The organism is Lentibacillus sp. L22, assembly GCF_040812445.1.
GTDB classification, from domain to species: domain Bacteria; phylum Bacillota; class Bacilli; order Bacillales; family Amphibacillaceae; genus Lentibacillus_C; species Lentibacillus_C daqui.
Genome location: NZ_JBFNXI010000021.1, coordinates 18,923 through 44,589 on the forward strand (window position 1 = coordinate 18,923; position 25,667 = coordinate 44,589).

Consider the following 25,667-nt stretch of genomic DNA (forward strand, 5'->3'; position numbering starts at 1 on the left):
GCATATCATACCGTTTCCTTCGTCCGGCTTAATTCAAATGCATCGTGTAAAGCGTTGACGGCGGTGACTAAGTCTTTCTCATGAATAAGTACCCAGATAGTCGTATGACTGTCTGCTGATTGCAAAATTTGCACATTCCGATTGGTTAATGCCTGCACAATTTTTGATGCCACACCAGGAACGCCGGTCATTCCCGCACCAACAGCCGAAACCTTTGCACAATTCTCCGTTATTTCCGGTTGAAAACCAAGCGTCTGCAACACACGAACAGCTTTCTTCGTAAATGCCTCTGGAACAGTATACAATACACCATTTGGCGATATATTAATAAAGTCAACGGAAATACCTGATTCAGCCATCGCTTTAAAAACTTCGGAATGAAGGCGTATTGCCTCTTCTTTTGTTTGTACCCTGATCTGGGTTATCCTGTCCATATGGGCTATTCCGGTAATCAGCCGGTCAGGAATGTCACTTCCTAATTCCTGGATTCTTGATGTCGTCACCAATGTACCCTGGCCATTGGAATAGGTAGATCTGACCCGCATTGGAATTTTTGCCTGCATCGCAATTTCTACCGCACGGGGATGAACAACCTTTGCTCCCTGATAGGCTAAATTGCAAATTTCCGTATAAGTGACAACATCTAATGGACGTGCACCCTTAACAACACGAGGATCTGCGGTCATAATACCATTAACATCGGTAAAAATTTGTATTTCATCCGCTTGGAGTGCTGCACCTAATGCCGCTGCACTGGTATCACTACCACCTCTGCCAATTGTAGTGACTTCCCCGGTTTCCGTTTGTCCTTGAAATCCTGCGATAACCACGACATCATTCTGCTCGAACTCTTCCAGGATACGTTTGGGGTTGACTTTTTTAATCTTGGCTTGGGTAAAGTCATTGTTTGTAACAAAGCCAGCCTGTGCACCAGTCAAGGCCGTGGCAGAAATATGATGACGCTGCAACTCATTCGATAAAACCACCGACGCAATTGTTTCCCCGCATGACATTAATAAATCCAACTCCTGGGCAGAATTATGATTAGCCGGGAACCCGACAAGATCCAGGAGTGTATCTGTTGCATATGGATCCGGTTTCCTCCCTAATGCAGATACAACAACAACTAGTTTATAATCATTTATTAGTGCTTCTTTAATATGTCGGATAACATAGTTTCTATTTTCTTTTGTTTGAACAGATGTGCCGCCAAACTTTTGAACTAATATCTGCAATTATTACACCTCTTACATAAGATCAAATTAATTACTTTCCAATTAAGTTATGCTGAATCAAACATTTAGCAATTTGTACAGTATTCCATGCAGCGCCTTTTAGTAAATTGTCGGAAACAACCCATAAATGAAAGCCATTCGGTGTGTCCAAGTCTTTTCTGACCCGGCCGACAAACACATCTTCTTTATCAGAAGCACTTAGCGGAGTTGGGTAAGTTTGTGTATTTGGATCGTCCTCCAGTATGACACCATCAGCTTGATCCAATGCCTTCCACAGGTCAGCCACTTCTACACCGTCCTGTTCCACTTCAACGTATACACTCTCGGCATGGGATGTGAAAAACGGGAGGCGTACACACGTTGCTGCAACAGGTAATTCAGGTGTATGCATGATTTTTTTGGTTTCGTTAATCATTTTCATTTCTTCAAATGTATAGCCATTCTCTTGGAACACATCAATTTGTGGTAAGGCATTAAAAGCAATTGGATAATGTTTTTGTTCACTTTTTACCGGCAAAATTTCCGCCGTCATTTCCTTGTTTTCGATAAATTGTTTCGTTTGCTGCTCCAATTCATCGCATGCTTTTGTACCAGACCCGGAAACTGCCTGATAGGTGGAAACAATCACCCGACGAAGACCGAATGCCTCCTGAATCGGTTTTAAGGCTGCAACCATTTGGATGGTCGAACAATTTGGGTTGGCAATGATGCCTTGATGTTGTTGCAAGTCTGCTTCATTAACTTCCGGAACAACAAGCGGAACATCTTCTGCCATGCGAAATGCACTCGTGTTATCTATCACAACTGCACCGTGCTTCACTGCCTCTGGTGCAAGTTTTTTTGAAACAGATCCACCAGCCGAAAACAAAGCAATATCAACACCAGCGAAACTATCCGGAGTTGCTTCCTCTACAGTTACTTCCTGATCATGAAATAACACTTTCTTACCAGCTGATCTTGACGATGATAATAGCTTTAATTGTTCTACCGGAAAGTTTTTATCTTCCAGCAACTTTACTATTTTTTGACCAACGGCTCCTGTTGCTCCTACCACTGCTACATTATAAACTGTTTTCTTAGCCATTTAAAGTTCTCCCTTCATTTCTTTAAAGCTAGAGGATGTTCAAAAAGTCCGGTAAAATGACCTCAGATAGGGGATCTTCTGCTAAAGTTGCCCACGTCCTGTGGGCGACTTTAGCAGAAGTCAGTACCTCCTGTATAACCTCTATTATTGTTATTTATTTTAACACACTTTAACCCTCATAAGGTATAATTACCGGTTGAATCTGCTGATAATCGAGTGCTTTTTCGATGGTAGCGGATAAATAATCCATATTTGCAACAAGAGAATTTGGTTTTTTGTAGGGGTCATCCTGGCCATATGGAATGAAATAAATAAATTTGCTTGCCATCAGCCGCATTAAATTGACGCCATTCAATCCAAGTGCATCATTTGTGGAAATACCCAATACGACCGGCGATTGGTTTCGCATCGTTGCTTTTGCGGCCATTAAAACGGGAGAATCTGTCAGTCCATTGGCGAGCTTACTTAACGAATTGCCTGTTAGCGGTGCAATCACCATACAATCCAGTGGTTCTTTTGGGCCAAGCGGCTCCGCTTCCGGCATTGTTGTAATTACTTGTTTACCGGTGATTGACTCAATCCTGTCTATATGATCAGCTGCCTTGCCGAATTTTGTGTCGGTTGTTCTTACAGTATATGTCACAATTGGAATAACGTCGGCCTTTTCTTCCATTAGTTTTTCCAATTGGGGGAATACCTTTTCATACGTACAATGTGAGGCGGTGATGCCGAATCCGATTCGCTTTCCTTCCAGTGTCATTTTATGCTTGCTCCTTTCTTTCTTGTAAAAATTGTTTAATTACATCTGCCAGAATTTTTCCCGATGTTTTCGGTGCAACAATTCCAGGCAAACTGCGAGCCAATATTGCTTTAATTCCACGTTTTTCCGCGTAATCAAAGTCGGTTCCACCGGGCTTGGAAGCCAAATCATAGATTAGCGCGTGGGACGGTAATTGTTGAATGGATTCCTTTTTAATAACAAACGCTGGAATGGTATTAATGAGTAAATCACAGTCTTCTGTATGATAGGCAAGTTCATCCAAAGGGATTGCCGTCAGCCCCATTTCGGTTATCCGGGCGAGGTCTTTAATACTGCGGGCACAAACAGAAACTTTTGCCCCCAATGCAGAAAATTTATTTGCTACAGTACTGCCGACCCGGCCAAAACCAACAACAATGACCCGCGATGAATGAATCGTATAATCAGTATGTTCAATGGCCATCATTATCGTGCCTTCTGCGGTTGGAATTGAATTATAAATAGCTACATCATCACGATCAAACAAGGCTACCAAATTCAGTTCATTTGCCATTTTCGTCAAATAATCATTGGTGATCCCGGTGAAAACGAGCGTGTTTGGTCGTAACTGTGCAAACCAATCTCTTGATAGTGTGATTTGCTGATCGGAAAACACAGTTTCTATCTCACCTTCAGGATTAGTACCCGTAATTGGTAAAATTACCACATCCAAATTTTTTGGTTCCAATTCGTTAAAATCCACTTGCTTTAAGCCGGTGAATCCTTGTTCCAGTTTGTCAAAACCCACCAAAGAAATGGTTGTATCGGGCAATTGCTGTAATTGACGTATCAACTCCAAATACCTGCCATCTCCACCCAATACGGCTATGAATTGATCCATGTAAGTTCTACACCCCTCATCATATAAATACACGCTATTTAATACTTCCTTTTACAGCTTATGTAGGTAATGTATCTTAGTGATAAGTGTTTCGTGTAAAACACAAAAAAGCCAGCACTATTTTAATAATAATGCTGGCTTTTTATATCACTTTGATTTCCCGACGTTATTTTCAAGTAAATGGATTGACTTCTTGTTGTTGTCTTCCAAGTAAGGTGCGCTCTTTCCTGAAACTTTCACCGGCTCACTTTATTCATTCCATTCAATCATAATCATATCTTCGCCAATTTTTTTGATGGATTTCCAGTGGATTTTTGTTTCTGCTCCTTCTTTTTTTAAACCAAACCATTTGTAATTCGGAATAATAAATGCTTCAATTTGACCTGTGTGTTCATTAATTTCCAAATCGGTTTGACCAAGAACACCAAGTCTTGACCCTTGGCTGATGTTAACGATCTCTTTGCTGCTTATATCCTTATAACGCATCACACCACCTCCGTATTGTCATCCTATGCCTTAGATAACCGGATATGCTAACTGATGTTCATAAACGTATAACGTAAGAAAACAATACGAAAGTGACCTACATGATCTTGGGTGCGATAAGTGCCTTGGAAGTTGATTGTTTAAAAACCCGATCAATAACGGTTTTTATAGAGTCATGATTGACAGCATCAATTTCCCGAATCATTTCATCCAGTGAACGGTGACGATGCAATAATAACTCATTTCTTCCATTACGACTCATACGGCTATTCGTACTTTCCAAACCAAGTACCAGATTACCCTTTAATTGTTCCTTGCTATTTGTTAATTCTTTATCCGTCAGCCCGCCTGTAACCAATGTATCGATTGTTTTTTGCATTGTATCCTGCAACTGTGGCAGCTGTTCCTTTCCGGTGCCAGCATAGATTGTTAATAAGCCATTATCCAGAAAAGAAGAATGGTACGAAAACACAGCATAGGCCAATCCTTGCTGTTCGCGAACATCCTGAAACAGACGTGAACTCATGCTGCCGCCAAGAACATTGTTCATAATAATTAAACTGTACATATGTTCATCATCGATCGCTAATCCATCGAAACCCAAGCATAAATGCGCTTGTTCCGTATCCTTGTTCCGTTCAATACTATCGGCAATAAAGACTGGTTTCTCTATCGTTTCCCGTTTATTTGCAGACCCGTATGTACCAAAATAATGATCCACTTTGTTGACAAAAGCTTGATCCACATTCCCGGCAACCGAGACAACAACATTATCTGGTGTATACTGTTCCTGTATATAATCCCGCAGTGTTTCCGGGGTAAATGATGCTAGATGTTCTTGCGTTCCCAGGATAGGATAACCCAATGGATGGTTTCCGTATGAAGCGCGCGCCAATAAATCATGGACAATATCATCTGGTGTATCCTCGTACATTTTTATTTCTTCCAGCACTACCTTTTTCTCACGTTCCATTTCTTCTTTATCGAAAGAAGAGTTAAAGAACATATCAGCTAAAATGTCTAGTGCCAATTCTTTATGTGTATCCAATACCTTTGCATAAAAACAGGTATACTCTTTGGACGTAAAGGCATTAACCTGTCCGCCAATTGCATCAAATGCTTCGGCAATATCTTTAGCCGAACGCTCCCTGGTACCTTTAAAAAACATATGCTCTAAAAAGTGGGAAATCCCGTTATTTTGTTCATTTTCATTGCGGGATCCGGTTAACACCCAAATCCCGATTGTTACGGAACGGACGGCGGGAACCTGTTCCATAACAACCCTTAATCCATTCTTGCATGTATGTTTATCAATCAAGTTTTAATCCTCCTATGTTCCCTGTTCAAATCCAACGTTTAGCGACTGATGCGTTTTATCGTTCCTCACTTAATAATGTATCAACAGTGCCAAGTTTATATCCCTTATCTTTGATAACAGTTATCAACGAGTCGAGTCCCTGGGCTGTCGGTGAGGTTGGATGCATGAGTACCATTGCACCAGGATGAATCTTGCTACTCACCCTATTCACCATAACAGAAACAGTCGGATTCTGCCAATCAATTGTATCCACTGTCCATAGGATTGTTTCCATGTCCATTTCATCAGCAACATCTACCACCTGATCATTAAAACTTCCGCTGGGTGGTGCAAAAAGTGTTGGCGCTTTACCTGTAATGGCTTTAATAATATCATTGGTCTTTTGAATTTGTTCTGTCATTTCTGTTTTTGAGAGATGAGCCATGTCTGGATGGTTATATGCATGATTACCAATAACATGCCCTTGTTCAGCAATCATTTTCACGAAATCACTATTTTCTTTTGCCCACTTTCCTTCAATGAAAAAGGTTGCTTTGACATTATTTTCTTTCAATACGTTTAAAATAGTCGGGATATATTCCGTTCCCCAGGAAACATTTATCATTAATGCAGTCATTTGTTTTTCCGGATGACCACGGTATATTGGAGCTGGGGGCAAATCGGCTAACGTGACCTCGGGGGCAATTTCATCATATACAAGTAATGTTTTGTCAAATGCCCCTTTTTTCTTCATTTGCTCATAGGATTTGTCCACGTTCACTTTTAATCCATTTCTTCCGGGGGTTTTCTTCCAAACTCGGTCAATCACAGCATTCTGCGGATCCTTTGCAAATTGAGCGCTTTTTGTTTGGATCTCCCTATAGAGTGCGTCTTCTTTTTTCGATACTTGCTGAACTTCATTAGAAAAAGTCGTAACATCATTCGTTTCAAATGGATTATAGCTATTTTGAAAGGAAATTGCCACGATGATGACAAATACAATGACATGGATAAGCTGCTTCCGATACATCCAAATCCCTCCTCAATCATCTATATGACCGGCAAGGACAAGGTATGCTCAGAAAAAGTTAACAGGTGATTTCTGTTTTTGAAGGATAAAAAAAGAAACTGGTTTTTCCAGCTTCTTGTGTTTTATTTCGATTTTGCTTTTTCCCGTTCTTCTTTTAACACCGCTTTTCGGGAAAGGTTAATGCGGCCATGATTATCAATTTCTTTTACCTTCACCATGATTTGATCACCGATTGATACCACGTCTTCCACTTTATTGGTCCGTTCTTCCGCCAATTCGGAAATATGCACAAGCCCGTCTTTTCCTTTAAATAATTCCACAAACGCGCCAAATTTCTCAATCCGTTTTACAGTCCCCAAATAAATTTGTCCTACTTCGACTTCCCGAACAAGATCTTCTATAATTTGTTTAGCACGCTCATTCATCTTCATATCAGTCGATGAAATAAATACACTGCCATCTTGTTCGATATCGATTTTAACACCTGTTTCATCAATAATTTGATTGATTTGTTTACCACTTGGACCAATCACATCACGAATTTTATCCGGGTTAATTTTCATGGTTACAATTTTCGGTGCGTATTCGGAAAGCTCCTGTTTTGGTTCTTTGATTGTCGCGAGCATGTGATCCAATATTTGCATGCGCCCTTTTTTCGCTTGTGTTAATGCTTCTGAAAGAATTTCCCGTGATAATCCATCAATTTTGATATCCATTTGCAGGGCAGTAACCCCTTGTTCTGTGCCAGCAACTTTAAAGTCCATGTCGCCCAAGGCATCTTCCATTCCTTGAATATCCGTTAAGATCGTATAGTCATCACCAGATTTCACAAGTCCCATGGCAATTCCGGCAACTGGTGCTTTAATTGGTACTCCAGCATCCATCATGGCCATTGTACTTGCACAAATACTTGCCTGTGATGTTGAGCCATTTGACTCCAATACCTCGGAGACAAGGCGAATGGTGTATGGGAATACTTTTTCTGATGGAACCACTTTTTCCAATGCCCGTTCACCCAATGCTCCGTGACCAATTTCCCGGCGTCCAGGTCCACGAATCGGCCCTGTTGCACCGACACTGTATTGTGGAAAGTTGTAGTGATGCATGAATCGTTTCGACTCTTCCAAATCAAGTCCATCCAAAATTTGTACATCTCCTAATGCACCAAGGGTACAAATGCTTAGAGCCTGTGTTTGTCCACGGGTGAACAATCCGGATCCATGTGTTCTTGGCAGTACACCAATGCGAGATGACAGTGGCCTGATTTCATCAATTTTACGACCATCCGGACGCACTTTTTCTTTAGTGATTAAACGGCGTACTTCCTCTTTAACCATTTTGTCAAGCATAGACTTCACTTGTTTTACAACTTCTTCGTCTTCTTCCTCATACAAAGCGGTAATTTCTTCTTTCACCTGATCAATGGCTTGTTCCCGGGCAAGTTTTTCTTTAACCTGAATGGCGGCAATTAATTTATCTTTCGCCTGGTTAGTAACTTGTTCTGCCAGTGACTCATCAATCTGAAATAATGCAACTTCTTTCTTTTCCATGCCGGCAGCTTTTACAATTTCCTCTTGAAACTGTACCAGCCGTTTAATTTCTTCATGACCGAACATAATTGCTTCAAGCATTACTTCTTCCGGTACTTCATTGGCACCTGCCTCTACCATATTGATGGCATCCTTCGTACCCGCAACTGTCAGATCAATATCACTTTTTTCTTCCTGTTCAACAGATGGATTAATAACAAATTCACCATCGACCCGGCCAACGTGAACACCGGCTATTGGTTCTTCAAAGGGAATATCAGATACGCTCAAGGCGATGGATGAACCAATCATGGCAGCAATTTCTGTGGAACAATCCTGATCAACACTCATAACAGTGCTGATTACCTGTACTTCATTACGGAAGCCATCCGGAAACAGTGGCCGGATAGGCCGGTCAATTAACCGGGAAGCAAGGATTGCCTTTTCACTTGGCCGGCCTTCACGTTTGATAAAGCCTCCGGGAATTTTCCCGACTGCGTACAACCGTTCTTCATAATTAACAGTCAACGGAAAGAACGGTAAATCTTTTGGCTCTTGTGATGCAGTTGCTACAGACAATACTGAGGTATCCCCGTAGCGAATCATACATGCACCATTGGCCTGTTTCGCTAATTCTCCAACTTCTACGATAAATGGTTTACCGGCTATTTCCGTGGAGAAAACTTGTTTTTCTTCTGCCATTAGTACTAGTACTCCTTTCAATCACATGCTAGTGGCATAACCATATATGGGGACTTTCTTTATCATTACCCATTAACAGAACCACTTGCATATGCACAACTACCTTCATTTTATAATTTATGGTGGTAAATGTAAATTTTTGCTGCAGATAAGCAGGTACTGGGCCGGATACGAACCTTTTTATTGCAATCGAAACAGGCCAACGTTCTCCTTTCTTAACTGCAAAAAAAGCAGGATTACTCCTGCTTTTTTCTGGCAATTATCGGCGTAAACCGAGTTTCTTAATCAAGTCACGATAGCGTGTAACATCTTTGTTACGTAAATAGTTAAGCAAATTACGGCGTTTACCAACCATTTTTAATAGACCGCGACGAGAATGATGGTCTTTTTTATGAACGCGTAAATGCTCATTTAACTTCGTGATTTCCTCTGTAAGGACAGCAATTTGTACTTCCGGTGATCCGGTATCTGTATCATGAACCTTGAACTCGGAAATAATTTCATTTTTACGTTCTTTTGTGATAGCCATCCTGTTCACCTCCTATTTTATTCAAAACCCCTATCCCCTAGCAAACGTCGGAGTCTCGATTTGCCAAGCGATGGTTTTACGTTTACAAGAATACTACTTTCTGTGCTGAATTGCAAGGATTATTGATAATCATCATTCTGCTTGAATCCTATTTTGTGTTAGAGAAAAATTCGCGAATCTCACGTTCGTCATCAGCCATTTGATCAATTAGTGCCTCTACATGGTCAAATTTGATCTCTTCCCGCACATATTTCCACCATTCTACTTGTAATTGTTGACCATATAAATTATTTTTATAATCAAAAATGTTTACTTCCATCGACAAATCAGATCGATCTGCTGTAAACGTAGAATTATAGCCTAAACTTGCCATCCCTTCTAGGTATTCCTGTTTATACCTAACCTTAACCGCATAAATACCCGGTTTCGGTAATAATGCATCCGGATGGATATGTAAGTTAGCAGTCGGATAGCCAAGTTTTTTGCCACGTTTGTCTCCTTCTACTACTGTGCCGCTTACTATTAAAGGCCTTCCAAGTAGTCTTTGAACTTCTTCGACATTTCCGACTTGAAGCAATCCTCTAATTTTCGTTGAACTAACCTTTTCATTATCCATTTCTACCTTGTCAATCGTCGTAAAAGTAAATTTGTCCCTGGTATATTCGGCTATATTTTTCATGTTTCCTTTTCCTTTGAAACCAAACGAGTAATCAAATCCTGCTACCAAATGCTTGATATTCAGTCCAATGATAAAATCATCGATAAACTGTTGTGGTGACAGCGATGATAACTCCTTGTTAAACGTAATAATGTATAGTCGATCAACATCAAGTTTTTCTAATATTTCCTGCTTTTCTTTTAATGGTGTGATATATTGCACATGTTGTACATCCTTTTTCAACACAACAGAAGGATGCGGATGAAACGTAATAACAGCACTTTCCATATCTCGCTTTTTCGCCTCTGATATGGCATGGTTAATCACTTTTTGATGTCCCAGATGGATACCGTCAAAAAAACCAATTGCGGCTACCGTTTCAGGAAGTTGATCCATTGTTAAAGAATGAGGGTACGTTAATTCAATTGTTCGCAACATTTTTCACCTACACTTTTTTCTGCTAATTTTACGAGAAAACACGAACTGGTTTGATTTGTTTATCATTTTCCGGATGGATTTGATAAATGGCTAAAACCTGCCCCTGGTACATCATCACAAACGGGTCTGTTTTAGGTTTGTTATCCGGTTTTGCCAGCTTTTGTCCAAACAATACGCGTTCTTTCATTTTGCCATCTACTATTATACTATCCAAATGGGTCAATCCCCTAGTAATAGGCAATAATATTTTTTCAATCTCTTTTTTTTCGGCTGCATTGGCAATGTCCTGAAATGTAACCGTGTCCTGTTTTTCAATCGAACCTGTTGCTGTTCTGGTTAGATCAGACATATGTGCCGGATAGCCCAATTGCTTTCCAATGTCAACACACAAAGTCCGGATATACGTCCCCTTGGAACAAATAACCCGAATTCGGAATGAACTCTCCCCGGTAAAACCCAAAAAGTCCAATTTGATAATCGTTATAGTTCGCTCCGGGCGTTCGACCGGTTGATTGGCCCGTGCATATTCATACAATTTCTTGCCGTTAACTTTCACAGCCGAATACATTGGCGGAATTTGCGTAATGTCACCGGTAAATGAAGACAATACAGTTTCAACTTCCTGTTGGGACGGACGGTTGTTAACTGGTCGCTGCTCCACTACATGACCTGTTGCATCCTCTGTTTCCGTTGCTGTGCCCAAAGATACTTCAGCGATATATGTTTTAGTTGTTTCTGTTAAAAATGGAACAATCTTTGTCGCTTTCCCAAGACAGATTGGCAACACCCCTTCCGCCTCCGGGTCAAGTGTGCCAGTATGACCCGCTTTTTTTGTGCGTAGCAGCTTTCTTATTTTAATGACACAATCATGTGAGGTTAACCCTTTTGGCTTCCATAATGGAATGATTCCGTCCATACCTGTTGCCTCCAACCTATAATCTTGTTATTAAAGAGGAAGTTCAAAACAATGCACCTTGACCTCGATCCTTTTTTTGAACAAATTATATGTAAACATATGGTAAAAAATCCGACTCCATCATTCTTCCGGGTCAGATTTTTTACCTCTCTATTACTTGTTATTTAAGTCGCGCAAAATCGTTTCGATCCGATTACCTTTTTCTAAGGCTTTATCGAACTCAAATGCTATTTCTGGTGTTTTGCGCAGACGAATTCGGTGTCCAATTTCTGTTCGGATAAATCCTTTTGCTTTGGCAAGACCAACAAGTGTATCATGTTTTTGCTGTTCACCGCCAAGGACGGATATAAATATTTTCGCCTGTTGCAGATCCCCTGTTACCTCAACATCTGTAACTGTTACAAAACCAACGCGCGGGTCCTTTATCTTGCGACTGAGAATATCGCCAAGTTCCTTCTTCATTTGTTCTGCAACACGATTTGCTCGTAAATCACTCATTCATTTTCACCTCTTTGCGAGAACAACTATCGATGGTCAACATTTGTTATGGTTCGCTCCAGTTCCGTAAATGTATCGATTACTTTTAATACGGCTTGAATGACTTGTTCCGCATATGCCGTTTCCCTGGAAATAGTCACAATTCCCAGTTTTGTCCGCTGCCACAGATCATGGTAGTCTAATTCTGTCACAGCGACATTAAAATCCTGTTGGAGCCTCTTGATCAATCGTTTTAGAACCGAACGCTTTTGTTTCAGTGAATGCCCATCATACAGCATACATTCAACTTCTGCATAGACAATCATTTGCGCTCAATTTCCTCCATAACAAACGCTTCGATTGTATCGCCTTCCTTAATATCATTGAAATTTACAATTGTTATCCCACATTCATAACCTTGGGCGACTTCCTTCACATCGTCTTTATAGCGTTTTAAGGTATCGATTTCCCCTTCAAATTGGACAATGCCTTCCCGTATTAGCCGAACACCGGCATTACGAGTGATTTTCCCGTCGGTTACATACGAACCAGCAATTGTACCAATTCGTGATACTTTGAAGGTTTCACGTACCTCGGCCTGACCAATGATTTTTTCTTCATATTCCGGGTCAAGCATACCTTTCATTGCTGCTTCAATTTCCTCAATTACCTTGTAAATTACTCGATGCAAACGAACATCCACCTTTTCCGATTCAGCGGCTTTCTTGGCATTTGCATCAGGCCGGACATTAAATCCAATGACAATCGCGTTTGAAGCGGACGCTAAAATAATATCCGATTCCGTAATAGCGCCAACACCCGTATGGATGATTTTAATTTTTACCCCTTCTACTTCTATCTTACGTAAAGAGGATGCCAATGCCTCGGCGGATCCTTGCACATCAGCCTTGATAATGATATTAATTTCTTTCATTTCCCCTTGTTTAATTTTCTCAAACAAGTCATCAAGACTTACTTTTGTTTGTTCGGATCGATTCTCCTGAATGTGTTTTTGCTGGCGTGCTTCCCCGATTTGCCGTGCTTTTTTCTCATCGGCAAATACCAAGAACTGATCGCCTGCTTGTGGTACATCGTGTAGGCCGGTAATTTCCACTGGTGTAGAAGGTCCTGCTTGTTTTACACGTTTACCGATATCGTTTACCATTGCCCGAACACGCCCAAATGTATTACCTACAACAACTGAATCACTGACATGCAGTGTGCCATTTTGAACAAGTAAGGTGGCAACCGGTCCTTTTCCTTTATCAAGCTGGGCATCAATTACCGTACCAAACGCATCTGTATCTGGATTTGCTTTTAGTTCCTCTACTTCAGAAACAAGTAAAATCATTTCCAGCAGGTCATCAATACCCTCATTCTTAAAGGCAGACAGGTGCACGAAAATTGTATCGCCGCCCCAATCCTCAGGAATCAACTCATATTCGGTCAGTTCCTGCATAACCCGGTCGGGGTTGGCACCTTCTTTATCAATTTTATTGACGGCAACGATGATTGGAACTTCTGCAGCCTTCGCATGATTGATCGCCTCAACTGTTTGTGGCATAACACCATCATCAGCAGCAACAACTAAAACAGCGATATCAGTAACTTGAGCACCTCTTGAGCGCATGCTTGTAAATGCAGCATGACCAGGTGTATCAAGGAAAGTGATTTTCTTACCATTATTCTCTACTTGATAGGCACCGATATGCTGGGTAATACCACCGGCTTCTCCAGCCTGTACCTTGGTATGACGAATCGAATCAAGCAATGTTGTTTTTCCGTGATCAACATGTCCCATAATCGTTACCACAGCAGGACGTTCGATCAGATCCTTCTCACTGTCTTCTTTCCGGTATTTATCAAAATCCGTATCTTCTAAAATAACCTCTTTTTCAACTGCCACATTATATTCATCGCAAATCAATTCCACAGCCTCGTCGTCAAGATCCTGGTTTTTCGTCGCCATAACCCCGAGAAACATCAGCTTTTTAATGACTTCGGATGACTCTTTATGCAATTTTTCGGCAAGGTCACTCACCGTCAATGTTCCACTATATTTAATTTCTTTTGGCGTTTCCTTTACCGGCTGTTTTTGGGTTGGTTGCACATGCGCAGGTTTCTGATTAGGTCTTCCTTTTTTATTTTTTTGTTGTCTCATTTGCGTGTTTTTCTTATTTGGTTTTGTCTGTGAAGCATGTGATCGATTCCCATTGTTATGCCCCTGGTTTCTGTTGGGTTTCCTATTTGCATCCTTCTTATTGTTCGTAGTGCTTGTTTGTTTATTTGCAGTTTCATTTTGTTTTTGATTTTGATTTGGGTTTTGATTTGATTTTTGATTAGGTTTATTCATCTTTTTCTTACCTGTTGCCGGCTTTGCAGAAAATCGTGAATCCAGTTTGGCAATTACATCATCAGATATTGTTGACATATGATTCGAAACTTCTATATTCAGTTTTTTCAAGTGTCCGATCACATCTTTGCTAGTTGTATTATTTTTTTTGGCATATTCATATATACGCATTTTCGTCATACGTTCACCCCCGAATTTATTTACCCGAGTAACGATTCAATCTTAGCGGCAAATCCTGCATCTAAGATGGCAATTGCTACTCTTTGTGTTTTTCCAATAGCATGTGACAATGTTTGACGGTCGTCAACTATTCGAAAAGGTATATCATAGGTTTTACATTTATTCATTATTTTTTTTCTTGTTTGCGGACCCGTATCATTGGCCAAAAGAACCAGTTTCGCTCGTTTTTGCTGAATATCCTTGACAATTGTGTCTTCACCTAGAGAGCATTTTCTCGCCCGGTAAGCCAAACCGATGATATTTAAATAATTACTTTTTTTCATGTTGCTTACCATCAACGATTTGTCTTAGTTGATCATAGATTTCTGGTCCTACTTCACCATTAAATTGACGACTTAGTGCATTTGTTTTCTCCGCTTTGTCAATAACGCTTTTGTCCCTGGATAAATATGCACCACGCCCGTTTTTCTTGCCGGTTTCATCGACAAACACATCACCATCTTTGGTGCGGACAATCCGAATCAATTCTTTTTTAGGTCGCATTTCATTTGTTACAATACATTTTCGTTGCGGAATTTTCCTTTTTTGTGCCATCAGGTGTGTCCCCCTTATTCAAACAAATCATCGACATTGTCGGAATAGGTTTCAAAAGTATCATTGTCTTCATCATCATCCAGAGTGAAATTATCAGTAATCAACCCTTCATCCCTTGCTTCGGATTCACTCTTAATATCAATTTTCCAGCCGGTAAGTTTGGCAGCAAGTCTTGCATTCTGCCCGCGTTTTCCGATAGCCAGCGATAATTGATAATCCGGAACAATTACCGTTGTTGCTTTATCCTCTTCATCAACAAGCACATCAATTACTTTTGACGGACTTAATGCATTGGAGACGTAGATAACCGGATCCTCCGACCATTCAACGATATCAATTTTTTCGCCTTTTAGCTCATTGACAATCGCCTGAACCCGTTGCCCTTTTTGACCGACACAAGAGCCAACAGGGTCAATTTCCGGATCCTCTGCATGAACTGAAATTTTCGAACGGTCACCAGCTTCACGAGAAACGGATTTGATTTCTACAATGCCATCATAAATTTCTGGAACTTCCATTTCGAACAACCGTTTCAACAGGCCTGGATGGGATCGTGATACATAAACCTGTGGGCCTTTACTTGTATTTTCAACCTTTGTAACGTATACCTTCAAACGATCGTGAACATGGTAATCATCTGCAGCCATTTGTTCCTGTTCTGATAATTTTGCTTCAATCTTGCCAACATTAACATAGATGAAGCGGGAATCCATACGCTGAATAATCCCGGTCATGACATCGTCTTCCCTGTCAACATATTCGTTAAAAATAACACCGCGTTCTGCCTCGCGGATTCGTTGTGTAACTACCTGTTTGGCTGCCTGTGCAGCAATCCGGCCAAAGTTTTTCGGTGTAACCTCAACCTCAATAACATCATCGACTTCATAATTCGGATCAATTTTTTTGGCTTCTTCCAACCCTATTTCCTGTTGGGAATCTTCCACATCATCAACGATCGTCTTTCTGGCAAAGACACGCATTGTACCAGCATCTTCGTCAAGATCAACCCGGACATTCGTAGCTGACTTGAAATTTTTCTTATACGCAGAAATCAGTGCTGCTTCCAAAGCCTCCAACAATATGTCCTTATCGATACCTTTTTCTTTTTCCAAATAATTTATGGCGTCAAACAACTGACTGCTCACGTCTTCTCCCCCTTTATAGTGTTACAGCGAGCCTTGCCTTCGCTATTTTTTTGTATGGAATTTCCACCTGTTTTTTTCGTGTTTTAACCTTGTACTCGATCGTTGCAGTATCGTCCTGAAATGCTGTTAAAATACCTTCGTACTCTTTTTCCCCGTCAATCGGTTCATAGAGTTTCACATAAACATTATGATTAATATGCTTCGTAAAATCTTCAATTGTTTTTAACGGACGCTCCACACCAGGCGATGATACCTCAAGAAAATAAGCCTCTTTGATCGGATCCAGTTTATCCAATTTCCCACTTAACTGTTCCGACACTTTTCCACACTCATCAATATCTACACCGCCATCCTTATCAATATACACACGCAAAAACCAGTCTTTTCCTTCTTTTACATATTCAATATCGACCAGTTCAAGATTATTTTCTTGCAAGATTGGCTGAATCAATTCTTCAGTTGTTTTTACTACCTGTGAACTCAAGCCATATCCTCCTTTATTCGATTATCCTTTTTCCTTATTATAGTCAATTATTTTCATTTCCATTAGGCATGCTGGATGCAGATCAATTCAATGTTGCCACAGGGCATTCGTAGTCGAACAATCCCCTGATCGCCTGCGCTTTTCCATCAATATAAAACCCTTGCCGGGAGTTGTGGCAAGGGAGAAGTTGGTGAAAAAGATTTTCCAGTAAGAAGAAAGAGTGGGAAGACCCACTCTTTTGACCGTTCGTATCATGACTTACCAGTAAAACTATACCATAAGAAAAATATTCTTGCAAGGATATGAATTCCATTTCAACCTATTTTCATATATAGTCCATCGTATATCACTTGAAAATGATGCGGATCGTGGGGTTCAAATCAACTAAAATTTAAAAATGAGCGATTATTATTTTTGTATTAGTATCACAATGTATGAACCTAAAAAAGCGGCTGGCAAAACAATCGTGTCAGCCGCTTCCTATTCTAGAACAAAGACAACTGATTTTCTGCTGCCATTCCTTCTAAACATCCGTGATTATCCAGATATTCCAAAACCGTTTTCGAGATCTTGCTGCGTTCGCGAAGATCTTCTTTTGAAAGAAACTCGCCTTCCTCACGTGCTTTGACAATATTTAGTGCAGCGTTTGTCCCCAAACCATCGACTGCATTAAACGGCGGAATTAATGAATCACCATTTACGATAAAATCAGTTGCACTAGATTGATAAAGATCAACCTTTTCAAACGAAAATCCACGTTCACACATTTCCAGCGAGAGTTCCAATACGGTTAATAAACTTTTTTCTTTTGGTGATGCATCGTTTCCTTTAGCCACAATGCCTTCGATCCGCTTCCTAATCGCATTTGACCCTTTAATCATCGTGTCCAGCTCAAAATCATCCGCTCGAACCGAGAAGTATGCGGCATAAAAAAGAATCGGATGATGAACTTTGAAATAAGCGATCCGGATTGCCATTAATACATAAGCCGCGGCGTGTGCTTTCGGAAACATATATTTGATCTTTTTACATGATTCAATATACCAGTCTGGCACATCATGTTTCTTCATTTCCACGATCCATTCATCCTGCAGCCCTTTGCCTTTACGGACAAACTCCATAATTTTAAATGCCAGTGATGCCTCTAAACCTTTGTGCATCAGATAGACCATAATATCGTCCCGGCAGCCAATAACATCGGGCAGTTCGCAAATACCGTCATTGATTAGTTCTTGGGCGTTACCCAGCCAGACATCGGTTCCATGGGAAAGACCGGAAATAATCACGAGCTCGGCAAACGTTGTCGGTTTCGTATCCTCCAGCATTTGGCGAACAAATTTTGTTCCAAATTCAGGTACACCTAATGTTCCGGTTTTACAATTGATTTGCTCTGCGGTAACCCCAAGTGGTTCGGGACCAGAAAAGATTTTCATCACTTCATCATCATCAGTCGGAACTGTTTTCGGATCAATCCCGCTTAAATCCTGCAACATCCGGATAACGGTTGGATCATCGTGACCAAGGATATCCAGCTTCAATAAGTTATCATGAATCGAATGGAAGTCAAAATGGGTGGTTCGCCATTCACTATTTCGATCATCCGCCGGGAATTGAATTGGTGTGAAATCATAAATTTCCTTATCATCAGGAACGACAATAATCCCACCTGGATGCTGCCCGGTCGTCCGCTTCACACCCGTACATCCTTGAACAAGCCGGTCCACCTCGGCATTTTTAAACACGAGCGACTTATCGGAGGCATACCCCTTCACATATCCATAAGCTGTTTTGTCCGCGATCGTGCCAATGGTTCCCGCACGATATACGTTATCTTCACCAAACAATACTTTCGTATAATTATGAGCCTTTGGCTGATAGTCACCAGAGAAGTTCAAATCAATGTCTGGTACCTTGTCCCCTTTAAAACCAAGGAATGTTTCAAACGGAATGTCCTGTCCATCCTTTGTTAAGGGCGTATCACAGTTTGGACATTGTTTGTCAGGTAAATCAAAGCCACTGCCGACAGAACCATCCGTTATAAATTCGTGGTAATGACAGTTCAAACAAACATAGTGCGGTGGTAATGGGTTAACCTCGGTTATATCAGACATCGTTGCAACCAGAGAAGAACCGACAGAACCCCTTGAACCAACCAAGTAACCATCATCCAGGGATTTTTTAACCAGTTTATGGGCAATTAAATAAATAACAGCAAAACCATGCCCAATAATACTGCTCAATTCCTTTTCCAACCGTTCCGTAACGATTTCCGGAATCGGATTGCCATAGATTTGCTCTGCTTTAGTGTAACAGAGACTGCGCATTTCCTCTTCAGCCCCTTCAATCGTCGGGGTGAACAATCCATCTTTTACTGGGGAAACCTCGTCTATTTCATCAGCAAGTTTTTGGGTGTTTGTGACAACGATTTCCCGGGCCGTTTCTTCACCCAAAAATTGAAAGCACGTAAGCATTTCAGTTGTTGTTCTAAATGGTGTATCCGGCAGTGTTTGCCGATTTAACGGATTACCTGCCTGTGAAGCAATCAATATTTGCCGGTACAATTTTTCATGATCTTCAATATAATGCACGTTACCAGTTGCCACCACTGGTTTTCCCATTCGTTTGCCCAAAGCTACCAATTTCGAAATAATATCTAATACTTGTGCTTCATTTTGCACAAGCTCCTTTTCAATTAAATGAACATAATTGGTTGGTGGCTGGACTTCTATATAATCATAGAATTCCGCGACTTTTTCTGCCTCTTCCTCCGACTTTTGCATCATCGTTTCGAAAACTTCCCCTTGGTCACAGGCTGTTCCTACTAAAATACCATCACGATACTTTTGCAATTTCGAGCGTGGAACACGGGGAGCCCGGTAAAAATAATCTACATGTGCCAGGGAAACAATTTTATAGATATTTTTCAACCCTTCCTGATTTTGGGCAAGTAGTGTGCAATGAAAAGGACGTGACCGCTGGTAGGCATTTCCTTCACCCATATGATTATTTAAATGGGCATGATTCGTAATATCTTGTTTTAGTAGACGCTGGACAAGTTTCCAGAGTAAATATCCTGTCGCTTCAGCATCATAGATCGCCCGGTGATGCTGGGTTAACTCAATATCCAAATGTTTACACATCGTATTTAAACGATGATTCTTCAACTGCGGAAACAAGAACCGCGCCAGTTCCAGCGTATCGATAACAGGATTGATAACCTTAGGATAATCAATCCGCTTATAACCAGCATTTAGAAACCCGATATCAAAACTTGCATTATGAGCGACGAGTATTCCATCTTCGCACCAGGTATAAAAATCTTTCAGCACATCACCAATTTCTGGCGCATTTTCTACCATTTCGTCCGTGATTCCAGTTAAATCGGTCGTTGTTTGCGATAATGGATGATGTGGATTGGCAAACGATTCAAAACGATCGACAATTTCTCCCTGGTGCACCTTAACAGCTGCCAGTTCGATAATGGTATCATACACCGCGGAGAGACCAGTTGTTTCCACATCAAACACAATATATGTCCCATCAGCCAGATCCCGATCCTGTTCATTATATGCTATCGGTACACCATCATCGACAAGATTTGCCTCTACCCCATACAATACTTTAATGCCATGCTTTTGCCCTGCCAGATGTGCTTCAGGAAAGCCCTGAACACCTGCATGATCGGTGATTGTAATGGCTTTATGCCCCCATTTCGCTGCTTGTTCCACCAAGCGGGTGGGCGATACAACCGCATCCATCTGGCTCATCGTTGTATGGGCATGCAATTCAACCCGTTTTTCATCCTCAGGTGCAGTATCTTTTCGGGTTTCTACCTGGACTTCATGCATGTCATTGGCCATCATCGCTAGTTCGTTCGTATACATGTCGGTTTGGATACTGCCTCTGGCTTTAATCCACATGCCTTGTTTTAATTGCTCAAAAATGAGTGCATCTTCGTCACCTTTGGAAAACATTTTAATCTGTAAGGAATCGGTATAATCGGTAGCTTTAGCAATTAATAGACTTCTGCCTGATCGCAGTTTACGAACCTCTACTGCAAAAACATAACCCTGGACAGTGACCCGACGTTCTTCTTCCAGGATGTCTTCCATGCTTAAAGCTTCATCCTTAATCGGATATCCGATCGCAAACGGTTGATTGGTTTCTGCTTGTCCCTTATTTTTCTCTCGTTTTTCCTTCTCCTGAACGGTTTTCATAATGATTTGCTGATCTTCCAGTGCTTTTTGTTCACGGAATTTTTGCATATCCAGTTCTTCAGTTTTTACATCGATAGCCAGTGTATAGGCGGGAGCACCGATTTTTTTGCAATAGGCCCGGAATCCTTCTTCAAGACGTCGTTTCAGTGCATTGGCCTCTGCTTCATTTCTTGCAGTTAACATAATATTATTATTGTTAACCCTTGGTGTTTGTTTATGTACTAAATCCCGGTATGCTGGAGATAAGTTGGTTTGTGATTGAATAAAGTGTTTCCAGTATCCACATATTGTTTGGTCATCACATTGTTTATCAGTTGCATACAAAGTCATATCAACATTGGCAATTTGCTTAAATGCGTCCTGCAATTTGACGGTCATTAATTGATACACCTGACTGGGCAATACCTGTTTAATTTGGATGTGAAAGTGCCATGTTTGCGTTTTTTTATACACTTCAAGCCTTAGCAGTTCACTATCCTGAAAATAATCCATATATTCTGCAGGCATGTCAAGCTGGTTTAATAATACATTCATTTTTTCAGCGCTGGTAATAGCCATGACTCTCTCTCCCGTAACTAAAAATAACCTATTGTACGTAACATCTTCTTATACAATTATACTAAGAACCCTCAGACAATGCCAAGGGTTCTTAGTTATTTTACAGACTACTGATTCTTTTTATTATAAAAACAACCGCTGAATATCATTCCATGTTACAACAATCATTAATAGCATCAGTAGTGCAAAGCCAATGAAATGCACAATTCCTTCTTTTTGCGGATCAACCGGCTTGCCACGTACTGCTTCAATGCCGACAAACAGCAGTCGGCCACCATCAAGCGCGGGCAGTGGGACAAGGTTCACGATTCCCAAGTTTACACTAAGCATTGCCGTCCACATCAAAAAGGTGTTGAATCCGTTCTGAACTGCTTGATTGGTTACATCATAAATGCCAACCGGCCCAGATAACATCTCAATTGAAAGCTGACCGGTAATCAACATAAACAAGTTGGTTAAGATTGTTTGGGTAGTATGGTACGTTTCCATAAATCCATATTTAAATGTTCCAAAGAACGATTTTTCAAACAAATGGGTAACACCCAGCTGTCCGAATGTTATTCCCCGTTCTTCCTGTTTTGCCGGTGTTACTGTAATATCGTCCGTGTTCCCGTTTTCTCGTTTCACCTTCATGCTTAACTCTTCTTCCGGGTGATCCTGGATAGTTTTTGTAAAATCTTCCCATGTCGAGATGGTCTTCCCTTCGATTTGGATAATTTCATCACCATGCTGCAACCCGGCTTCTGCAGCAGGCGAATTCGGTTGTGCTTCATCAATGATTGCCTGCTCGGTTGGCACACCTTGAATCAAACCAAGAATAATGAAGATCACGATCGCCAACACAAAATTCATCATCGGCCCAGCAAACAATTGCATTGCCCGTTTACCAACACTCTTGGATGCAAACTGCCGATCATATGGGGCGATTTGTGTCGCTTTTTCATCAACAACCATCAACGCTTTTTCATCAACAGCAAACTGCAATTGATGATCTTCATCGTCAAGTTCGTAGCCTTTAATCACTAACTCATGATCGAGATCCGCATGTTCCACCTCAATCACACGCGCGTTTGGATGTTTGGACTTGTTATTAACGATAATTTTGTTTACTTTACCGGCATCATTAAACTCCAGACCAATATGATGACCTGGCTTAAGTTCAACCATTTCCGGATCGTCACCGGCAACCCGGACGTATCCGCCAATAGGAAGCAGACGGATTGTATAGACTGTTTCATTCCTCGTAAAGTCAAATATCTTTGGTCCAAAACCAATGGCAAATTCCCGTGCTAACATTCCTGCACGTTTGGCAAAAATCAAATGACCAAATTCGTGAATGAATACAAGTAAGCCAAACATGATTATAAACGCAATAACTGTCGTCAAATGAGGCACCTTCCTTTATATAAGTGAAGCGTCGTTTTAGAGGATGTTCAAAAAGTCCGGTAAAAATAACACTTCGAATTTCTTCGTTGGCTTGCTTTTCCGCTCCTCATGTACCTTTTATGTACACTCCGGTGCTCAAAGCTACGCCGCCTCGAACTTCTCGATCCTTTTTATCCTCCTTTTGAACACGCCTTTTTAGTTATTCACTGTCATTATTCTACTCTGTTCATACCGCCAATTCAAATCATCTAATGCTTATATGAATCCGAGCAAGTACAAGATGGGCAGAACAAACAATAAACTATCCAGCCTGTCTAAAATTCCGCCATGACCCGGCAGGATATTACCCGAGTCTTTTACATCATAATGGCGTTTGTAGGCAGATTCAACCAGATCACCAATTTGTCCAAAAACAGACACGAGGATCGTAATCCCAATCATGGCGATCATCGCAAACGGGAACGGATGAGCCAGTTGAAAAATGATCCCGACAATACAGGCAAGAACAATTCCACCGACAGCCCCTTCGATCGTTTTGTTAGGACTGATTTTCGGCCACAATTTATGCTTTCCCAATGCCCGGCCAACAAAATAGGCCCCTGTATCCGTCGCCCAAATGACAAACAATACGTAAAGGATGTAATCCAGACCATTTTCTCTGGCAGCGATCAGGAAGTAAAAACCCATACCTACATAAATGGCTGTCAGTACGACAAACGCAGCATCATCAAAATTAAACTTATTCTTCACCAATACAATATATGTTAATAATAGTATAACAAAAATTATGGTCAACGCATGTTTTGTCAAGCCAATTAATCCCGTTTCTCCGATAATAAAGTCTGCCAATACTGCCCAAACATAAAGAACAGCGAGAATAGCCGGAATAAGTTTTTTCTCCATTTTTCGCATCTTAACCAGTTCTGCTATACCAATGGCAGCCAATAAATAGACCAAAAAGGTGAATGGCAGTTTACCATATAAGACAAAGGGCACAAATATAATTAATGCAACTATCGCTGTCAAAATTCGTTGTTTCATTTTCGTCTCAACACCTATATACCTCCATAGCGTCGTTTGCGCTGCTGATAGTCATGGAGAGCCTTTCGAAATATTTCCTCATTGAAGTCGGGCCAAAGCACATCTGTAAACCAGAACTCGGAATAGGCAACTTGCCAAAGCAGAAAATTACTCAGCCGTTGTTCACCACTTGTACGAATTAATAAATCAGGATCGGTTAAACCGTTTGTGTATAGATAATCGGAAAAGATCTGTTCGTCCAGGGAATCAATCGATATCTTCTTATCGTCAATATCTGTCATAATGTCCTTAATTGCCCGCATAATTTCATTTCTGCTACCATAGTTTAAAGCAAAATTTAATAATAATCCATTATTGTTACACGTTTTCTTTTTGGCATATTGAATAGCTTTTTTTGTATGATCAGGAAGTCCATCAAAATTACCAATCGTTTCAATTCTTACGTTATTTTCCATCAACTCGGGTAAATAAATATGTAAAAATTCCTTTGGCAGTTTCATTAAAAAGTCGACTTCTGATTTTGGGCGTTTCCAGTTTTCTGTTGAGAATGCATATAATGTTAAGATTTCTACCTTACATGCGCTGGCAACTTTAACGATTTCCTTTACGACATCCATCCCTTCTTTATGGCCAGCTATCCGGGGAAGCCCTCGTTTTTTTGCCCATCTTCCATTTCCGTCCATGATGATGGCAACATGTTTTGGTATATTTTCTTGTTCGGTCCTATATTGTTCATTTGCATCGTTTTGTTTACTTTTAAAAAAAGGAAGTTTCAATGACATTTTTTGTCCTCCGCGTATGTTGAATATCTTATACAATCCTTTCAAGAGGATGTTCAAAAAGTCCGGTAAAAATGAAACATCGCACAGTTGTCCCCCTTTTTGAACACGTTCTTCAACTATAATCAATAGAAGGAAAAAAGAATTATATGATTGTGCAGACGTTCAAAATGGTACTTTATGGTTGTTTATTTTATCGATGCATTCATTATATCACGAATTTGATTCGTATTGTTTAGAAACGGGGAACAGGACAGGTGAGACATTCCCTTCCAAAAAACAAAAACCCCCTTAAACAAGAGGGCAATGCTTCTTATTGGTTCAAAAAATCGATAGCCAATAATTGACTTAAACTTCCATGATCTCTTCTTCTTTCTTTTTCGCAAGCTGATCCAATTTAGCTATATGCTTGTCTGTTTCCTTTTGGACTTTATCTTGTTCTGCGCGCAGTTCATCTTCGGTTAGATCACCATTTTTTTCTGCTTTTTTTAATTGATCATTGGCATCACGACGAATGTTACGAACCTGCACACGGGCATCTTCCAAATACTTTCCAACTACTTTAACCAATTCCTTGCGTCGTTCTTCCGTAAGTGCCGGGATATTAATCCGGATAACTTGACCATCATTGGACGGAGACAGACCTAAATCAGCCTTTTGAATGGCTTTTTCCACATCGCCAACAGATGATTTATCAAATGGTGAAATCACCAGCAATCTAGCCTCTGGTGCGGAAATGGAAGCTAATTGGTTCAACGGTGTTGAAGCTCCATAATAATCGACATAAATACTATCTAACAAAGATGGATTGGCACGGCCGGCACGTACTGTAGCCAAACTTTTTGAAAAAGCCTGGACAGCCTGGACCATTTTCTCACGCATTTCCTTTAGAACATCATCTGACATCAC

23 protein-coding genes are annotated in these 25,667 nt (G+C 40.7%); all 23 read right to left on the minus strand.

The genetic code is table 11. From position 1 onward, the window contains the following. Window positions 1-5: 5 nt before the first annotated feature. Window positions 6-1,235: an aspartate kinase gene (dapG, locus tag ABRT01_RS10805; protein WP_367747107.1), complete on the minus strand. Its 1,230-nt coding sequence runs from the start codon at window positions 1,233-1,235 to the stop codon at window positions 6-8. Between the two features lie 31 nt (window positions 1,236-1,266). Continuing rightward, a complete protein-coding gene (gene asd / locus ABRT01_RS10810) occupies window positions 1,267-2,319 on the minus strand; it encodes an aspartate-semialdehyde dehydrogenase (RefSeq protein ID WP_269409218.1) in 1,053 nt (350 codons plus the stop codon). A 169-nt stretch (window positions 2,320-2,488) separates the two neighbouring features. After that, complete coding sequence (dpaB, locus tag ABRT01_RS10815) at window positions 2,489-3,079, minus strand: dipicolinate synthase subunit B (protein ID WP_269409219.1); 591 nt, start codon at window positions 3,077-3,079, stop codon at window positions 2,489-2,491. A 1-nt stretch (window position 3,080) separates the two neighbouring features. After that, window positions 3,081-3,959 (minus strand): dipicolinic acid synthetase subunit A, encoded by an 879-nt coding sequence (dpaA, locus tag ABRT01_RS10820; protein WP_367747110.1) that lies wholly within the window; start codon window positions 3,957-3,959, stop codon window positions 3,081-3,083. Window positions 3,960-4,208: 249 nt separating this feature from the next. After that, the gene (locus tag ABRT01_RS10825; protein WP_269409221.1) at window positions 4,209-4,445 is read right to left on the minus strand and encodes a YlmC/YmxH family sporulation protein; all 237 of its coding nucleotides are present in this window, start codon (window positions 4,443-4,445) and stop codon (window positions 4,209-4,211) included. Window positions 4,446-4,542: 97 nt separating this feature from the next. Further along, complete coding sequence (locus ABRT01_RS10830; protein WP_269409222.1) at window positions 4,543-5,763, minus strand: M16 family metallopeptidase; 1,221 nt, start codon at window positions 5,761-5,763, stop codon at window positions 4,543-4,545. 55 nt (window positions 5,764-5,818) lie between these two features. Continuing rightward, the gene (locus ABRT01_RS10835; RefSeq protein WP_367747113.1) at window positions 5,819-6,772 is read right to left on the minus strand and encodes a polysaccharide deacetylase family protein; all 954 of its coding nucleotides are present in this window, start codon (window positions 6,770-6,772) and stop codon (window positions 5,819-5,821) included. A 122-nt stretch (window positions 6,773-6,894) separates the two neighbouring features. After that, window positions 6,895-9,003, minus strand: a complete 2,109-nt coding sequence (pnp, locus tag ABRT01_RS10840) for a polyribonucleotide nucleotidyltransferase (RefSeq protein WP_269409224.1) — start codon at window positions 9,001-9,003, stop codon at window positions 6,895-6,897. 259 nt (window positions 9,004-9,262) lie between these two features. After that, window positions 9,263-9,532, minus strand: coding sequence for a 30S ribosomal protein S15 (gene rpsO, locus ABRT01_RS10845; protein ID WP_269409225.1), 270 nt, complete (start codon window positions 9,530-9,532; stop codon window positions 9,263-9,265). 148 nt (window positions 9,533-9,680) lie between these two features. After that, complete coding sequence (gene ribF / locus ABRT01_RS10850; RefSeq protein WP_367747116.1) at window positions 9,681-10,625, minus strand: riboflavin biosynthesis protein RibF; 945 nt, start codon at window positions 10,623-10,625, stop codon at window positions 9,681-9,683. A gap of 31 nt (window positions 10,626-10,656) precedes the next feature. Next, complete coding sequence (gene truB / locus ABRT01_RS10855) at window positions 10,657-11,544, minus strand: tRNA pseudouridine(55) synthase TruB (protein ID WP_367747118.1); 888 nt, start codon at window positions 11,542-11,544, stop codon at window positions 10,657-10,659. A gap of 153 nt (window positions 11,545-11,697) precedes the next feature. Continuing rightward, entirely contained in the window at window positions 11,698-12,042 is a 345-nt protein-coding gene (rbfA, locus tag ABRT01_RS10860; RefSeq protein ID WP_269409227.1) for a 30S ribosome-binding factor RbfA, read from the minus strand. 26 nt (window positions 12,043-12,068) lie between these two features. After that, complete coding sequence (locus ABRT01_RS10865) at window positions 12,069-12,347, minus strand: DUF503 domain-containing protein (RefSeq protein ID WP_269409228.1); 279 nt, start codon at window positions 12,345-12,347, stop codon at window positions 12,069-12,071. Beyond that, window positions 12,344-14,554, minus strand: a complete 2,211-nt coding sequence (gene infB / locus ABRT01_RS10870; protein WP_367747121.1) for a translation initiation factor IF-2 — start codon at window positions 14,552-14,554, stop codon at window positions 12,344-12,346. Before infB ends, ABRT01_RS10865 begins: the two co-directional genes overlap by 4 nt. Before the next feature lie 20 nt (window positions 14,555-14,574). Then, on the minus strand, window positions 14,575-14,877 hold the full coding sequence (locus ABRT01_RS10875; protein WP_269409230.1) for a YlxQ family RNA-binding protein: 303 nt from the start codon (window positions 14,875-14,877) through the stop codon (window positions 14,575-14,577). Further along, window positions 14,864-15,148 carry an RNase P modulator RnpM gene (rnpM, locus tag ABRT01_RS10880; RefSeq protein WP_269409231.1) on the minus strand — a complete coding sequence of 95 codons (285 nt, stop codon included), beginning with the start codon at window positions 15,146-15,148 and terminating at the stop codon, window positions 14,864-14,866. The genes ABRT01_RS10875 and rnpM overlap by 14 nt, the downstream gene beginning before the upstream one ends. Before the next feature lie 14 nt (window positions 15,149-15,162). After that, complete coding sequence (gene nusA, locus ABRT01_RS10885) at window positions 15,163-16,293, minus strand: transcription termination factor NusA (protein WP_269409232.1); 1,131 nt, start codon at window positions 16,291-16,293, stop codon at window positions 15,163-15,165. Between the two features lie 13 nt (window positions 16,294-16,306). Then, the gene (gene rimP / locus ABRT01_RS10890) at window positions 16,307-16,777 is read right to left on the minus strand and encodes a ribosome maturation factor RimP (RefSeq protein WP_269409233.1); all 471 of its coding nucleotides are present in this window, start codon (window positions 16,775-16,777) and stop codon (window positions 16,307-16,309) included. 485 nt (window positions 16,778-17,262) lie between these two features. After that, on the minus strand, window positions 17,263-21,552 hold the full coding sequence (locus ABRT01_RS10895) for a PolC-type DNA polymerase III (protein WP_367747124.1): 4,290 nt from the start codon (window positions 21,550-21,552) through the stop codon (window positions 17,263-17,265). A 123-nt stretch (window positions 21,553-21,675) separates the two neighbouring features. Next, window positions 21,676-22,938 carry an RIP metalloprotease RseP gene (rseP, locus tag ABRT01_RS10900; protein ID WP_367747126.1) on the minus strand — a complete coding sequence of 421 codons (1,263 nt, stop codon included), beginning with the start codon at window positions 22,936-22,938 and terminating at the stop codon, window positions 21,676-21,678. 255 nt (window positions 22,939-23,193) lie between these two features. Beyond that, complete coding sequence (locus ABRT01_RS10905) at window positions 23,194-23,979, minus strand: phosphatidate cytidylyltransferase (protein ID WP_367747128.1); 786 nt, start codon at window positions 23,977-23,979, stop codon at window positions 23,194-23,196. 14 nt (window positions 23,980-23,993) lie between these two features. Continuing rightward, window positions 23,994-24,761 (minus strand): undecaprenyl pyrophosphate synthase, encoded by a 768-nt coding sequence (locus tag ABRT01_RS10910; protein ID WP_269409237.1) that lies wholly within the window; start codon window positions 24,759-24,761, stop codon window positions 23,994-23,996. Window positions 24,762-25,106: 345 nt separating this feature from the next. Then, window positions 25,107-25,664 (minus strand): ribosome recycling factor, encoded by a 558-nt coding sequence (gene frr / locus ABRT01_RS10915; protein ID WP_269409238.1) that lies wholly within the window; start codon window positions 25,662-25,664, stop codon window positions 25,107-25,109. Window positions 25,665-25,667 lie beyond the last annotated feature (3 nt).

Excerpts from the sequence above, each read along its gene's own strand:
- asd (WP_269409218.1), bottom strand. The coding sequence starts at position 2,319 with ATGGCTAAGAAAACAGTTTATAATGTAGCAGTGGTAGGAGCAACAGGA.
- dpaB (WP_269409219.1), bottom strand. The coding sequence starts at position 3,079 with ATGACACTGGAAGGAAAGCGAATCGGATTCGGCATCACCGCCTCACAT.
- dpaA (WP_367747110.1), bottom strand. The coding sequence starts at position 3,959 with ATGGATCAATTCATAGCCGTATTGGGTGGAGATGGCAGGTATTTGGAG.
- ABRT01_RS10825 (WP_269409221.1), bottom strand. The coding sequence starts at position 4,445 with ATGCGTTATAAGGATATAAGCAGCAAAGAGATCGTTAACATCAGCCAA.
- ABRT01_RS10835 (WP_367747113.1), bottom strand. The coding sequence starts at position 6,772 with ATGTATCGGAAGCAGCTTATCCATGTCATTGTATTTGTCATCATCGTG.
- pnp (WP_269409224.1), bottom strand. The coding sequence starts at position 9,003 with ATGGCAGAAGAAAAACAAGTTTTCTCCACGGAAATAGCCGGTAAACCA.
- rpsO (WP_269409225.1), bottom strand. The coding sequence starts at position 9,532 with ATGGCTATCACAAAAGAACGTAAAAATGAAATTATTTCCGAGTTCAAG.
- truB (WP_367747118.1), bottom strand. The coding sequence starts at position 11,544 with ATGGACGGAATCATTCCATTATGGAAGCCAAAAGGGTTAACCTCACAT.
- rbfA (WP_269409227.1), bottom strand. The coding sequence starts at position 12,042 with ATGAGTGATTTACGAGCAAATCGTGTTGCAGAACAAATGAAGAAGGAA.
- ABRT01_RS10865 (WP_269409228.1), bottom strand. The coding sequence starts at position 12,347 with ATGATTGTCTATGCAGAAGTTGAATGTATGCTGTATGATGGGCATTCA.
- infB (WP_367747121.1), bottom strand. The coding sequence starts at position 14,554 with ATGACGAAAATGCGTATATATGAATATGCCAAAAAAAATAATACAACT.
- ABRT01_RS10875 (WP_269409230.1), bottom strand. The coding sequence starts at position 14,877 with ATGAAAAAAAGTAATTATTTAAATATCATCGGTTTGGCTTACCGGGCG.
- rnpM (WP_269409231.1), bottom strand. The coding sequence starts at position 15,148 with ATGGCACAAAAAAGGAAAATTCCGCAACGAAAATGTATTGTAACAAAT.
- ABRT01_RS10895 (WP_367747124.1), bottom strand. The coding sequence starts at position 21,552 with ATGGCTATTACCAGCGCTGAAAAAATGAATGTATTATTAAACCAGCTT.
- ABRT01_RS10905 (WP_367747128.1), bottom strand. The coding sequence starts at position 23,979 with ATGAAACAACGAATTTTGACAGCGATAGTTGCATTAATTATATTTGTG.
- ABRT01_RS10910 (WP_269409237.1), bottom strand. The coding sequence starts at position 24,761 with ATGTCATTGAAACTTCCTTTTTTTAAAAGTAAACAAAACGATGCAAAT.
- frr (WP_269409238.1), bottom strand. The coding sequence starts at position 25,664 with ATGTCAGATGATGTTCTAAAGGAAATGCGTGAGAAAATGGTCCAGGCT.